We start from the raw sequence: 12,597 nt of genomic DNA, 5'->3' as shown, positions 1-12,597 counted from the left end.
CGATTCGCCCGCGGTCACGCGCGGGCCAGCGCCACCCGGGGCCGTCCGGCGACACGCCCCAGGGGCACGCGCCCGCACAAGGGCGCGCCACCCGACAGCGATTCAACCAGCTCCGCGCGGAACTGCGCAGATCCCGGTCAGTGCGAACCGCGGGCGGTGGGTGCGGCGGAGGCCGCCGAGCCGAGCAGGGGCCGCATCGGCTCCAGCGGCGGGAGCGCGCTCCGGCCGGCGAAGACGGTGCCGGTCGTGACGGTCAGCGGCGCGAAGCGGAACGCCGATGCCGGACCGGTGGCGGCTATCAGGGGCGAGAGGCCGAAGCGTCCGGGCGCCGGGCCGGCGGCCGGGACGGCATCCGAGGGCCGGGCCTCGCCCGGGGCGTAGAGCGTCATGGCGCTGGGGGCCGGGGCGGTGGTGGGGTCGGCCACGGCGGGCCAGGAGCCGGGACGGGGATCCCTGGTCGTCAGGAACTCGTCGCGGGACAGCGGGACGGCACCGGCCGCGGGGCCAGCGGTGAGCGGGGTGACGGCGCTGCCGCTGCCCTCGGCACGGGGGCCGGGGGCGTCCACGGCCGCCTCCAGCGGGAGGGCGCCGCCGAGCGCGAAGGCCGCGAGCGAGACCGCACCGGCCGCCGCGAAGGCGAACCGGCGCCGCTGCGGGCCGCTGCGCTCCGGCTCCTGCACCCGGAAGCCGCGCACCCGCGGCTGCGGGGGGACGGCGGCCATGGCAGGGCCGAGGTGGTTCTCCGACGGGACATAGCGGAACGAGCCGCCGCCGCGGGCGAATTCACCGCGCCCGAACATGCCGTCGCCGAGTCGGCTGCCGCTGCCGAGCCGGCTGCCGGGGCCGCTGGCGTCGCCGCCGGGCAACTGCTGAAGGCGCGCCAGCAGCCCCTCGGACGGGCCGGGGGGCGCGGTCTGCGCGAACACGCTTTTCAGCCGACGCTGGGCGTCGGCTTCCGCCTTGCACTTACCGCACGTCGCGAGGTGCGCCAGCACCCGCTCGCGCGCGTCATGCCCCAATTCGCCGTCGACCAGGGCCGCGAGGCGGTCGCCGAGATGCTGCTCGGCGGGGGACGGACCGCCACTGACGCTCACGCGATTCCGACCTCCCTTGTGGGCACCACGGCCAGCGACCGCTGCTCTTCGCGCTCCTCGGCACGCGCCGCCGGGGAGCGGTGCTTGAGCGCCTTGCGCAGGTGGGAGCGGCCACGGTGGATCCGGCTGCGGACCGTGCCGAGCTTGACGCCGAGGGTCGCGGCGATCTCCTCGTACGACAGGCCCTCGATGTCGCAGAGCACCACGGCGGCGCGGAACTCGGGCGCGAGGGTGTCCAGCGCCTGCTGCACATCGGCGTCGAAGTGGGTGTCGTTGAAGTGCTGCTGCGGGGAGGGCTCGCGGCTGGGGAGCCGCTCGGCGGCGTCGTCACCGAGCGCGTCGAAGCGGATGCGCTGGCGGCGGCGGACCATGTCGAGGAAGAGGTTGGTGGTGATGCGGTGCAGCCAGCCCTCGAACGTGCCGGGGGTGTACGTCGACAGCGAGCGGAAGACGCGGACGAACACCTCCTGGGTCAGGTCCTCGGCGTCGTGCTGATTGCCGGTGAGGCGGTATGCGAGGCGGTAGACCCGGGCGCTGTGGGTGCTGACGATCTCCTCCCACGTGGGCGGAGTCCACGCCTGGGCATCCGAGATGTCGGCGAAGGTCGCGGTGGGTGCGTCGGCGATGGGGGCCCCTCCCATGGCCTTGGGGCCGTGGGGGCGGAAACGGTCAGCGGTGTCGGTCACGGATTTCGGCTCGGCGAACGACCGTCGCAAGCGCCTGCGCACTTTTCGGTCACCCGCCGCAGCCGCACCTCCCCTGGTGGCTCTGGTGGTGTCCAGTAGAGCCCCTACCATATCCACCTCGCCCGTTAGCTCCGGATAAGCAGTTTTGACCAGCATTTGGTGCTGCTTCTGTTCCTGCCGTGTTTCTCGCCTGGTGTCGTGCGCGGTATTCACCGGTGCGTCCCCCCGTCTCTCCCCCTGCCCCTTCCTAACGCCCGGTCCCATCTGCGGGTTCCCGCACACAGCGGATACAGTCACGGTTGCGTCAACTACGGGGACAGGAGAGGGCCATTACCGGCAACCGGCAGACGAACTTGGCATTCGCCGAGGCGTACGGCGCCGGGACCATCGACGAGGCCGCCGACGACGCTCTGCGCTGGTCCCGCGCCCGCGCCCGGGAGGCCGGGATCCGCGCGGTGACGACCGGCACCGGCGCGGCCCTTCGGCTGCTCGCCGCCACCGCGGACGCCAAGGCGGTCGCCGAGATCGGCACCGGCACGGGGGTGTCCGGCATCTATCTCCTGCACGGCATGCGCCCCGACGGCGTGCTGACCACCGTGGATCTCGAACCGGAGCGGCAGGCGTTCGCCAAGCAGGCGTTCCGCGCGGCGGGCTTCGCCGGCAACCGCGCCCGCTTCATCCCCGGCCGGGCCCTCGACGTCCTGCCGCGCCTCGCGGACGGCGGCTACGACCTCGTCTTCTGCGACGGCGACCTCATGGAGTGCCTCGAATACCTCGCTGAATCGTTGCGGCTGCTGCGCCCCGGGGGCCTGGTCTGCTTCCAGGGCGTCTTCGCGGAGGGCCGTACCGTCGATTCCGCGGAGCAGCCGGCGGAGGTGCTGCGGCTGCGCGAGCTGCTGCGGGCCATACGGGAGAGCACCGCGCTGATCCCGTCCCTGCTGCCGGTGGGCGACGGGCTGCTCTGCGCGGTCAAGCGCGGCTGAGCTGCGGCGGAGCACCGGGAGGTCCGCCGAGAAGCACCGGGAGGTCCGCGGAGAACGGACACCGCGCAGCGCGGAGACGACTCGGCCCCGGCAGGCCGCACGCGTTCGTGGCGCGCAGCCTGCCGGGGCCGGGGTATTCGGCTGGAGGTACCGGGGGCCAGCCCCCGAAAAACCGCAGCGGTTTCTCCGCCCTCGTCAGACGGTGACCTTCTCCAGGGCCTCACCCAGGGCCTTGGCCTCGTCGGGGGTCAGCTCGACGACGAGCCGACCGCCGCCTTCGAGCGGAACGCGCATGACGATGCCCCGCCCCTCCTTGGTCACCTCGAGCGGGCCGTCGCCCGTCCGCGGCTTCATGGCCGCCATGCTCGTTCCCCTTCCTGAAACCAGCTCATCTCAGCCGACGGCCTTGATAGGCGCGTGTCACCGGCATCGAACACATTGCTTCCAGGCCATTATCCCGCATCGAACGACCCGATGACCAACATCAGGGGGCATCCCTTTTGCAACGCGCTCCCGCAAACCCACCCAATTCGGGGAGGGGGCTGCCATACTTCGCCTCTCCTCGCCACCCGACGCGCCCGCAATCTTTGACGTACGTCACATGCCGACGGCGGATGATCTCCGGCATCCTGAGCGCTGGCTGCCGTTACCGGGCAGTCCAGAGCCGCGACGGAGGGGACACTCCACTATGGCCGACACCGTGCTCTACGACGTGACCGACGGACTCGCGACGGTCACACTCAACCGCCCCGACGCGATGAACGCGATGAACACGGAGGCGAAGGTCCTGCTCCGGGACATCCTCCAGGAAGCCGCCGCCGACCGGGCCGTACGGGCGGTGCTGCTGACCGCCACCGGGCGCGCCTTCTGCGTCGGGCAGGACCTCAAGGAGCACATCGGCCTGCTGGCCGAGGACCGGGCGACCGGCACCGGCGGCACCATGAACACCGTGCGTGACCACTACAACCCCATCGTCACGGCGCTGACCGAGATGCCCAAGCCGGTCGTGGCGGGCGTCAACGGGGTCGCCGCGGGCGCCGGGGCGGGCTTCGCGCTGGCCGCCGACTACCGCGTGGTCGCCGACTCCGCCTCCTTCAACACCTCGTTCGCGGGCGTCGCGCTGACCGCCGACTCCGGGATGTCCTGGACGCTGCCGCGGCTGATCGGCCACGGCCGGGCCACCGATCTGCTGCTCTTCCCGCGCTCGGTCAGCGCCCAGGAGGCGTACGACCTGGGCATCGCCAACAAGGTCGTCCCGGCGGACACGCTGGCCGACGAGGCCGCGGCCATCGCCCGCCGGCTGGCCGAGGGCCCGACCGCCGCCTACGCCGCGATCAAGGAATCGCTGGCCTTCGGCGCCGGGCACTCGCTCGCCGAGACCCTGGGCAAGGAGGACGAGCTCCAGGTCCGGGCCGGCGCCTCGGAGGACCACCACATCGCGGTCGAGGCGTTCGTGAAGAAGGAGAAGCCGACCTTCCTGGGGCGCTGACCCCGGGACGGCCCCGGCGGCTCAGCCGGCCGCCGCCTCCACCGCCGCGCGCACATGGCAGTCCGCGAGATGGTCGTTGACCAGGCCGCACGCCTGCATCATGGCGTACGCGGTGGTGGGGCCGACGAAGCGGAAACCGCGCTTCTTCAGATCCTTTGCGAGAGCTATGGACTCGGAGGTGGTGGGCTGCACATCGCCCACGGTGCGCGGCGCGGGGCGGCAGGCCCGGTCGGGAGCGTAGGACCAGATGAGGGCGTCGAGCTCGCCGGGGGCCAGCTCGGCGGCGATCCTGGCGTTGTCGATCGTCGCGGCGATCTTGGCGCGATTGCGGATGATGCCGGGATCGGCGAGCAGCCGCTCGGCGTCCGCGTCCGTGAACCGCGCCACCGCCGCGATCCTGAAGCCCGCGAACGCGGTGCGGAACCCGGTGCGGCGCCGCAGGATCGTGATCCACGACAGCCCGGACTGGAACGCCTCCAGGCTCATCCGCTCGAAGAGCGCGTCATCGCCGTGGACCGGCAGGCCCCACTCCGTGTCGTGGTACGCGCGGTAGTCCGCCATCTGCTCGGACTCCATGCCCCACGGGCAGCGCGGAATGCCGTCCGGAGCCGTCACCACACCGCTCATGCCCGACCCTCCCCTTCTTCATTTCCGTCTCCACCGGCTTCCGGGCCGCCCGGCGCCGCCGGGCCGCCGGGCGCGTCCGGGGCCCCGGGCCGCTCGTCCTTCCCGGCCGGTCCGCCCGCGGGCCGGACGTCCTGCACCGGGCCCTCCTGGGCCGGGGCGTGCGGGGCTCTGGTGTCCTGGATCAGGCCGGGGCCGCCCATGGCCGCGGCATGCGCACCCGCCAGCGCCGCCTCCAGCTCGGCGATCCGGGCGTCCCGCTCGGCCAGCTCGGCGCCGAGGCGGTCCAGGACGTCGTCGACGTCGTCCATGCGGTAGCCGCGGACGACCACGGGCAGCCGGACGGCCTCCACATCGGCGCGGGCCACCGGGCGGTCCTGCGGCAGCGGGTCGTGCAGCTGGTCCGGCTCGGTGTCCTGAAGCCCGCCGCCGTCCCCTCCGGCGTCACCTCCGCCGACGACGACAAGCGTGACCGCGGCGACCACCACGACCATCGCGATCAGCATGAACCAGAACACGACCAACTCCCCGGACTCTGTGTCTCCCCTGATCGTGCCATGCAGGTCTGACAGTTAGGGTCGCTCCCGGACCACGGAGAGGGAGTCAACGGAATGCTGCGGCTGGGAAAACGCGAGTTCGGGACGCATGAGCCGGTGATCATGGCCATCGTCAACAGGACCCCGGACTCCTTCTACGACCAGGGCGCGACCTTCCGCGACGAACCCGCGCTGCACCGCGTGGAGCAGGCGGTCGCCGAGGGCGCCGCGATCATCGACATCGGCGGCGTCAAGGCCGGCCCCGGCGAGGAGGTGAGCGCCGAGGAGGAGGCCCGCCGTACGGTCGGGTTCGTCGCCGAGGTGCGCCGCCGCCACCCCGATGTGGTGATCAGCGTCGACACCTGGCGGCACGAGGTCGGCGAGGCGGTCTGCGAGGCCGGCGCGGATGTGCTCAACGACGCCTGGGGCGGCGTCGATCCGCGGCTCGCCGAGGTCGCCGCCCGGTACGGCGCCGGCCTGGTGTGCACCCACGCGGGCGGCGTCGAGCCGCGTACCCGGCCGCACCGGGTGACGTACGACGACGTGATGGCCGACATCCTGCGGGTGACGCTCGGACTGGCGGAGCGGGCCGTGGAGTTGGGCGTACGGCGGGACGGGATCATGATCGACCCGGGGCACGACTTCGGGAAGAACACCCGGCACAGCCTGGAGGCGACCCGGCGGCTCGGCGAGATGGCGGAGACCGTTCCCCGAGCTCTCGGCTTCGCTCGGGCAGGGGACACCCCCTTGCCGGTGCTGGTCTCGCTGTCCAACAAGGACTTCGTCGGCGAGACCCTCGACAAGCCGGTCAAGGAGCGGGTGCTGGGCACCCTGGCGACCACCGCGGTGTCCGCCTGGCTCGGCGCCCGGGTCTACCGCGTCCACGAGGTCGCCGAGACCCGGCAGGTGCTCGACATGGTCGCCTCGATCGCCGGCCACCGGCCACCGGCGGTCGCCCGCCGCGGCCTGGCCTGAGGAGACCGCCGGGGGACGGCCCTGGGGGCGTGAGCACAGATCCCCTAGGGGATGCCCGCGCCCCCTGCGGGGCCACAACGGGGTGGGCGGGGGCGGTATTCCCGTGGTCGGGGTGACCTGGTGCCTGCCGCCCCCTGCCCGCCGGACGGGGCCTAGATCCCGACCTCCTTGGTCACCAGCGCGATCGCCTCGTCCACGTCGTCGCTGATGTGGAACAGCTCCAGGTCGCGCGGCGACGCCTTCCCCTGGGCGACCAGGGTCTCGCGCAGCCAGGCGACCAGCCCGCTCCAGTAGTCCGTGCCGAACAGCACGATCGGGAAGCGGGTGACCTTGCGGGTCTGGACGAGGGTCAGCGCCTCGAAGAGCTCGTCCAGGGTGCCGAGCCCGCCGGGGAGGACGACGAACCCGCGCGCGTACTTCACGAAGCAGGTCTTGCGGACGAAGAAGTAGCGGAAGTCGACCCCGAGGTTCACATAGTCGTTCATCCCCTGCTCGAAGGGGAGCTCGATGCCGAGCCCGACGGAGGTCCCGCCGGCCTCACTGGCGCCCTTGTTGACGGCCTCCATGGCCCCCGGACCGCCGCCGGTGATCACGGAGAAGCCGGCCTTGACCAGCGCCGCGCCGATCCGCACCGCGGCGTCGTACTCCGCCGAATCGCGCGGCGTACGGGCCGAGCCGAAGACGCTCACGGCCGGGCCCAGCTCGGCCAGCGCGCCGAAGCCCTCCACGAACTCCGACTGGATGCGCATCACGCGCCAGGGGTCGGTGTGCACCCACTCGGAGGGGCCTTCGGAATCCAGCAGCCGCTGGTCCGTCGTGCCGGCCTGCACCTGGTCGTGACGGCGCAGTACGGGGCCCAGCCGCTGCTCCTCCGGGACGGGTGCTCCCTCGGGGTTGGCCATGACGTGCTCCCTCCGCAGACAGATCGTTTGCCACTTCAGCGTAGATCCGCCCGCGTGAAGCGCAGGGGAATTCCGCCGGTATGCGATCGGTCGGCCACCGGTCCGCCGGGTCGCCGGCGGCCGGTCCCGCGATGGGGTGCGGCGGCGGTCAGTCCACCTGGGGCCGGTCGGTCAGCCAGGCGCGCAGCCGCTCCTCGCAGTGCAGGATGCGGTCGACCTCGACCCGCTCGTCCTTCTTGTGCGCGAGAAGGGAGTAGCCGGGGCCGTAGTTGACGGCCGGGACGCCCAGCGCGCTGAAGCGGGAGACGTCGGTCCAGCCGAACTTGGGCATCGCGGTGCCGCCGACGGCCTCCATGAACGCCTTGGCCGCCGGGTGGGCCAGTCCGGGCAGCGCGCCCGGGGAGTGGTCGTCCACGACGAACTCGTCCACGGGGCAGTCGGCGAAGACCTCGCGGACGTGGGCCACCGCCTCGTCGGGGCTGCGGTCGGGCGCGTAGCGGAAGTTGACGGTGACGGTGCAGGCGTCCGGGATGACGTTGTTGGCCACCCCGCCCTCGATCCGTACCGCGTTGAGGCCCTCGTGGTATTCCAGGCCGTCGATGACCGGGCGGCGCGGCTCGTAGGCGGCGAGCTTCGCCAGGATGGGGGCGGCGGCGTGGATCGCGTTGGCGCCCATCCAGCTGCGCGCGGAGTGCGCGCGCTCCCCACTGGTGCGCAGCAGGACCCGGAGGGTGCCCTGGCAGCCGCCCTCCACCTGCCCGTCGGAGGGCTCCAGCAGGACGGCGAAGTCGCCCGCGAGCCAGTCGGGGTGGGCGTCGGCGACATGGCCGAGGCCGTTGAGGTGCGCGGCGACCTCTTCGTTGTCGTAGAAGACGAAGGTCAGGTCGCGGTTGGGGGCGGGGACGGTGGCGGCCATCCGCAGCTGGACGGCGACCCCGGACTTCATGTCGCAGGTGCCGCAGCCCCACAGGACGCCGTTCTCGTCGAGCCGGGACGGCACGTTGTCCGCGATCGGCACGGTGTCCAGGTGCCCGGCGAGCACCACCCGCTCGGCGCGGCCGAGGTTCGTCCGGGCCACGACGTTGTTGCCGTGCCGGTCGACGGTCAGGTGCGGCAGTGCGCGCAGGGCCTGCTCGACGGCGTCGGCGAGGTCCTGCTCGTTGCCGCTCTCGGACGGGAAGTCGACCAGCTGCGCGGTGAGCGCGGCCGAATCGAGCGACAGGTCGAGGCGGGGGTGTGCGGAGCGCTCCATGGATCCGACCCTATCGGCAGCCCTCCGGTACGTTGGGCTCCGTGTCCGCCCAGCCCGTATCCCGCACCCGCCGCAAGCGCCTGTGGCGTACGTTCGCGGCCTTCGCCGTCCTCCTCGGGGTGGCCGGCTATCTCCTGGTGCAGTACGTCACCAGCGGCCCCGGGGCACCGCGGTGCACGGTGCGCGTCCAGGGCGGCGGCGACCCGTACGAGCTGACCCCGGAGCAGGCCGCGAACGCCGCGACGATCTCCGCGGTGGCGTCCTCGCGGGGGCTCCCGGAGCGGGCGGTGACCATTGCGCTGGCCACCGCGATGCAGGAGTCGGGGCTGCGCAACATCAATTTCGGCGACCGGGATTCGGTCGGCCTTTTCCAGCAGCGGCCGTCCCAGGACTGGGGCACCGTGAAACAGATCATGGATCCGGTCTATTCGGCCGGGGAGTTCTACCGGCATCTGGCGAAAGTTCCCGGCTATTCCCGGCTGCCGCTGACCGTCGCCGCGCAGAAGGTGCAGCGCAGCGGCTATCCGCAGGCATACGCCAAGCACGAGGCGAATGCCGCGCTGCTGACCGGCGCGCTGACCGGCCGCAACGGGGACGCGATGAGCTGCACGGCCAGCCACCCGGTGGACAGCGCCGGGGCGGACGGCGCGGCGAAGGTGCGGGAGAAACTGGTGCGGGAATTCGGCGCCGACGTGCTGCCGCAGGCGGACGGCGGCGCGGGGCGCGGCGCGGCCGGCGGGCGCGGTCTGACGGTGCCGGTGGAGCGGTACCAGTACGGCACGGCGACGGAGGACAACGCCCGGCAGCGCGGCTGGCAGTTGGCGACCTGGGCGCTGGCGCACTCGACGGAGCTGCACATCGAACAGATCTCTTACGCGGACCGCACGTGGACGGCGGCCGATTCCGGGAAGGGCTGGCAGCGCAAGGCGTCCGCCCCCGAAGCGACCGCGGGCGACGTTCGTATCATCACCGCGCAGTAGTTTGCCGGGTCCCCCGGAAGGGGTGCGCGGCGTCAATTTCCCTTTCCTGTCAGGGATTTCACCTGGTTGCCGCCGTATCCTCCGCCAATTGCCTTGCGTTTAAGGGGCTGTGACCTTTCCGCACGACTTCGGGACGTATGCATACCGCTCTGCGTTATCGAGGGCAGATTATGCGACACGTTGCCAATTTTTTACCGGAGTTCACCGCAACCTGTGGGCACTTGACGCGGTAGTCAGTGCGTCCGCCCGGCGGACATGGCACATCTGTCAGAAGTACGAAGTCCTTCTCCGTAAAAGGAGCACCATGTCCCTCCCCGTTACGCGTCGGATCGCCCGAGCCGCCCTGCTGGTCGCAGCGGGCGCCGCTCCCGTGGTCGCTGCGGCCGGTTCCGCGAGCGCCGTGAACCTGCCCGCCCAGGCCAACGAGATGGGCGGACTGACCACGCTGGACTCCGCGAACACCGGCAAGACCGTGGACAGGACGGCGCAGGCCGGCGTCGGCATGGCCAACGCGACCGGCAGCGAGGCCTCGCGCACCCTTGCTCCGGCGCTGGCGAGGACCCTCAGCCCGGTCGTCGGGGAGGCCGCCCCGCTGACCCAGGACGCCGCCCGCAGGGCGGAGGGCGTGGCCCGTCCGATCGCCGAGAAGGGCATCTCGACCGAGTCGACGCCGCTGGAGGCAGCCGCGACCCTGGTCGCCGGTCCGGACGGGCTGCTGAACCGGCCGACCCACGCCCTGATCGGTGGGATGCCGATCAGCAACCGCTGACCGCCTGGCGCCGAACGGCGCGCGGGGCCCGGGGAGTGTGCTCTCCCCGGGCCCCGCGCGCTGTGCGGCTTCAGTCCTGGAGGCGGCGTACCGCGGCCTCCACCCGCTCGTCGGTGGCGGTGAACGCGATCCGTACGAACCGCTCCCCCGCCGCGCCGTAGAACTCGCCGGGGGCGACCAGGATGCCGCGCTTGGCGAGGTCGCCGACGGTGTCCCAGCACGGTTCGTCGCGGGTCGCCCAGAGGTAGAGCGACGCCTCGCTGTGCTCGATGCGGAAGCCCGCGGCCTCGAAGGCGGTGCGCAGCGCGGTCCGGCGGCGGGCGTACCGCGCGCGCTGCTCGGCGACATGGGCGGTGTCGCCCAGCGCCGCGACGGTGGCGGCCTGGACCGGCGCGGCGACCATCATTCCGCCGTGCTTGCGGATCTGGAGCAGATCGCCGAGGACCGTCGCGTCGCCCACCAGGAACGCGGAGCGGTAGCCGGCGAGGTTGGAGCGCTTGGACAGGGAGTGCACGGCGACGATGCCGTCGTACGAGCCCCCGCAGACGTCCGGGTGCAGGACGGAGACCGGGTCGGCCTCCCAGCCCAGTTCGACGTAGCACTCGTCGCTGAAGAGCAGCACGCCGTGCTCGCGCGCCCAGGCCACCGTGCGGCGCAGCTCGTCGACGCTCAGCACCCGGCCGGTGGGGTTGGACGGCGAGTTGAGCCAGAGCAGCTTCAGGCCGGCCGGGTCCAGCTCCGTAGGCTCGTCGTAGACGACCGGCTCGGCGCCGGCGAGGCGGGCGCCGACCTCGTACGTCGGGTAGGCCAGCCGCGGGTAGGCGACCTTGTCGCCGGCGCCCAGGCCCAGCTGGGTCGGCAGCCAGGCGACCAGTTCCTTGGAGCCGACCACCGGCAGCACGTTGGTGTGCGCCAGGCCGCGGGCGCCGAGACGCTCGGCGGCCCAGCCGGTGAGCGCGTCGCGGAGCGCGGCTGTCCCCCACACCGTCGGATAGCCGGGGCTGTCGGCCGCGTCGGTCAGCGCCTGCCGGACCAGCGCGGGCACCGGGTCGACCGGGGTGCCGACGGACAGGTCCACGATGCCGTCGGCGTGCGCGGCGGCGGTGGCCTTGTAGGGCTCCAGGCGGTCCCAGGGGAAGACCGGCAGGCGGTCGCTGAGCGGTTCCCCTGACAGGTGGCGGGATGAGACTGCGCCCACGGTGCTCTCTTTCTCGTACGGGCTGACGCGGCGGACGTCGGCGCACGAAAACGCCTCGGTCCCGTACGGCGGGCAGGCCGAACGGGACCGCGCGGCGCCGTGCGACCTTCCCGGCCGGCGCTGGGGGCCACCCCAGCGGCCTCGGAGGCAAGAGGGAGCGGGCGGGCTCCCCCTCGGTCCCCCGGGGTGCTACTGGTTCTGCGGCGGCAGTGCAGCGATGAACGGGTGGTCGCGCTCGATCAGGCCGAGCTTGCTGGCACCACCCGGCGAGCCGAGCTCGTCGAAGAACTCGACGTTCGCCTTGTAGTAGTCCTTCCACTCTTCCGGAGTGTCGTCCTCGTAGAAGATCGCCTCCACCGGGCAGACCGGCTCACACGCACCACAGTCGACACATTCGTCCGGGTGGATGTACAGAGACCGGGAGCCCTCGTAGATGCAGTCGACGGGGCACTCCTCGATGCATGCCTTGTCCTTGACGTCGACACAAGGCTGCGCGATGACGTAGGTCACGCTGTCGTTCCTCCTCGGTAGGGCCGGCGGACCGGATTGTCAGGACCGCCGTTGGGCGCGCGGGAGCGCGGCGTCGTCGATGCCCACCACCTAGTATCTCCGTTCCCGGGCAGGAGACGAACAAGAGGGGCGGTTGGAGAGCGATGGGATTCCTCGCCGGTGGTCGCGCGGAAGTACGGATCACCCCGGCCGATGTGGGCAAAAGGGTATCCGTGCGGCGCTTGACCGGGGCCCGCGCAAGGGAGCCGGCGTTCACGGACGCGGTCGGCGTTCTCACATCCTGGGATGAGGGTGTGCTGAGCATCACACGGCGCAGCGGCGAATGCGTACGGATCGAGGAGTCCACGCTGGTAGCGGCCAAGGTTGTGCCCGCGGCGCCGGCCCGCAGGAGGGTCCCGGCGGCCACCGTCCGGGAGCTCCAGGAGGTCGCCGCCCGGGGTTGGCCGGCCATCGAGACAGAACGTCTCGGTGAGTGGACGCTGCGGGCGTCCGAGGGATTCACCCGCCGGGCCAACTCGGTGCTGGCGCTCGGCGGCCCCGGCGTCCCGCTGGACGAGGCGCTGGCCCGGACCGGGCGGTGGTACGGGGCCCGCGGGCTG

Annotated in this window: 15 protein-coding genes; 6 read left to right on the top strand and 9 right to left on the bottom strand. The window is 72.3% G+C overall.

Annotated features, from left to right (window positions below; genetic code table 11):
- Positions 1-137 precede the first annotated feature (137 nt).
- Positions 138-1,094, bottom strand: a complete 957-nt coding sequence (locus IEZ17_RS00840) for a zf-HC2 domain-containing protein (protein ID WP_189295260.1) — start codon at positions 1,092-1,094, stop codon at positions 138-140.
- Positions 1,091-1,780, bottom strand: a complete 690-nt coding sequence (gene sigE, locus IEZ17_RS00835) for an RNA polymerase sigma factor SigE (RefSeq protein ID WP_373299707.1) — start codon at positions 1,778-1,780, stop codon at positions 1,091-1,093. Before sigE ends, IEZ17_RS00840 begins: the two co-directional genes overlap by 4 nt.
- Before the next feature lie 299 nt (positions 1,781-2,079).
- Here sigE and IEZ17_RS00830 point away from each other — a divergent pair, with 299 nt between their 5' ends.
- A complete protein-coding gene (locus tag IEZ17_RS00830) occupies positions 2,080-2,763 on the top strand; it encodes an O-methyltransferase (protein ID WP_189295256.1) in 684 nt (227 codons plus the stop codon).
- A gap of 195 nt (positions 2,764-2,958) precedes the next feature.
- Here IEZ17_RS00830 and IEZ17_RS00825 read toward each other — a convergent pair whose 3' ends face one another.
- Positions 2,959-3,126: a DUF3117 domain-containing protein gene (locus IEZ17_RS00825; protein WP_003985072.1), complete on the bottom strand. Its 168-nt coding sequence runs from the start codon at positions 3,124-3,126 to the stop codon at positions 2,959-2,961.
- 325 nt (positions 3,127-3,451) lie between these two features.
- On the opposite strand from IEZ17_RS00825, the gene chcB reads away from it, so the two are divergent.
- Complete coding sequence (gene chcB / locus IEZ17_RS00820) at positions 3,452-4,252, top strand: 2-cyclohexenylcarbonyl CoA isomerase (protein ID WP_189295253.1); 801 nt, start codon at positions 3,452-3,454, stop codon at positions 4,250-4,252.
- Positions 4,253-4,273: 21 nt separating this feature from the next.
- On the opposite strand, the gene IEZ17_RS00815 is transcribed toward chcB, so the two are convergent.
- Positions 4,274-4,879 carry a DNA-3-methyladenine glycosylase I gene (locus IEZ17_RS00815; RefSeq protein ID WP_189295250.1) on the bottom strand — a complete coding sequence of 202 codons (606 nt, stop codon included), beginning with the start codon at positions 4,877-4,879 and terminating at the stop codon, positions 4,274-4,276.
- Positions 4,876-5,394, bottom strand: a complete 519-nt coding sequence (locus tag IEZ17_RS00810) for a DivIVA domain-containing protein (RefSeq protein WP_189295248.1) — start codon at positions 5,392-5,394, stop codon at positions 4,876-4,878. The genes IEZ17_RS00815 and IEZ17_RS00810 overlap by 4 nt, the downstream gene beginning before the upstream one ends.
- 93 nt (positions 5,395-5,487) lie before the next feature.
- On the opposite strand from IEZ17_RS00810, the gene folP reads away from it, so the two are divergent.
- The gene (gene folP / locus IEZ17_RS00805) at positions 5,488-6,387 is read left to right on the top strand and encodes a dihydropteroate synthase (protein ID WP_189295246.1); all 900 of its coding nucleotides are present in this window, start codon (positions 5,488-5,490) and stop codon (positions 6,385-6,387) included.
- Positions 6,388-6,539: 152 nt separating this feature from the next.
- On the opposite strand, the gene IEZ17_RS00800 is transcribed toward folP, so the two are convergent.
- Together IEZ17_RS00800 and dapE are read right to left on the bottom strand one after the other, a co-directional pair.
- A complete protein-coding gene (locus tag IEZ17_RS00800) occupies positions 6,540-7,289 on the bottom strand; it encodes an LOG family protein (RefSeq protein ID WP_189295244.1) in 750 nt (249 codons plus the stop codon).
- A gap of 148 nt (positions 7,290-7,437) precedes the next feature.
- Positions 7,438-8,541, bottom strand: a complete 1,104-nt coding sequence (dapE, locus tag IEZ17_RS00795; RefSeq protein WP_189295243.1) for a succinyl-diaminopimelate desuccinylase — start codon at positions 8,539-8,541, stop codon at positions 7,438-7,440.
- Between the two features lie 41 nt (positions 8,542-8,582).
- On the opposite strand from dapE, the gene IEZ17_RS00790 reads away from it, so the two are divergent.
- Positions 8,583-9,521: a VldE C-terminal domain-containing protein gene (locus tag IEZ17_RS00790; protein ID WP_189295240.1), complete on the top strand. Its 939-nt coding sequence runs from the start codon at positions 8,583-8,585 to the stop codon at positions 9,519-9,521.
- A 304-nt stretch (positions 9,522-9,825) separates the two neighbouring features.
- Positions 9,826-10,290 carry an ATP-binding protein gene (locus IEZ17_RS00785; protein ID WP_189295238.1) on the top strand — a complete coding sequence of 155 codons (465 nt, stop codon included), beginning with the start codon at positions 9,826-9,828 and terminating at the stop codon, positions 10,288-10,290.
- A gap of 70 nt (positions 10,291-10,360) precedes the next feature.
- On the opposite strand, the gene dapC is transcribed toward IEZ17_RS00785, so the two are convergent.
- Positions 10,361-11,488 (bottom strand): succinyldiaminopimelate transaminase, encoded by a 1,128-nt coding sequence (gene dapC / locus IEZ17_RS00780; protein WP_308427575.1) that lies wholly within the window; start codon positions 11,486-11,488, stop codon positions 10,361-10,363.
- 189 nt (positions 11,489-11,677) lie between these two features.
- The gene (gene fdxA / locus IEZ17_RS00775; protein ID WP_018089397.1) at positions 11,678-11,998 is read right to left on the bottom strand and encodes a ferredoxin; all 321 of its coding nucleotides are present in this window, start codon (positions 11,996-11,998) and stop codon (positions 11,678-11,680) included.
- A 143-nt stretch (positions 11,999-12,141) separates the two neighbouring features.
- Here fdxA and IEZ17_RS41885 point away from each other — a divergent pair.
- Positions 12,142-12,597: GNAT family N-acetyltransferase, cg3035/Rv0428c family (locus IEZ17_RS41885; protein WP_444544821.1), on the top strand; the 456-nt coding region annotated here is incomplete at its 3' end.

It is taken from the genome of Streptomyces albospinus (genome assembly GCF_014648695.1).
In the GTDB taxonomy this organism is placed as follows: Bacteria; Actinomycetota; Actinomycetes; order Streptomycetales; family Streptomycetaceae; genus Streptomyces; species Streptomyces albospinus.
This window is presented reverse-complemented; position numbering and strand designations above follow the sequence as displayed.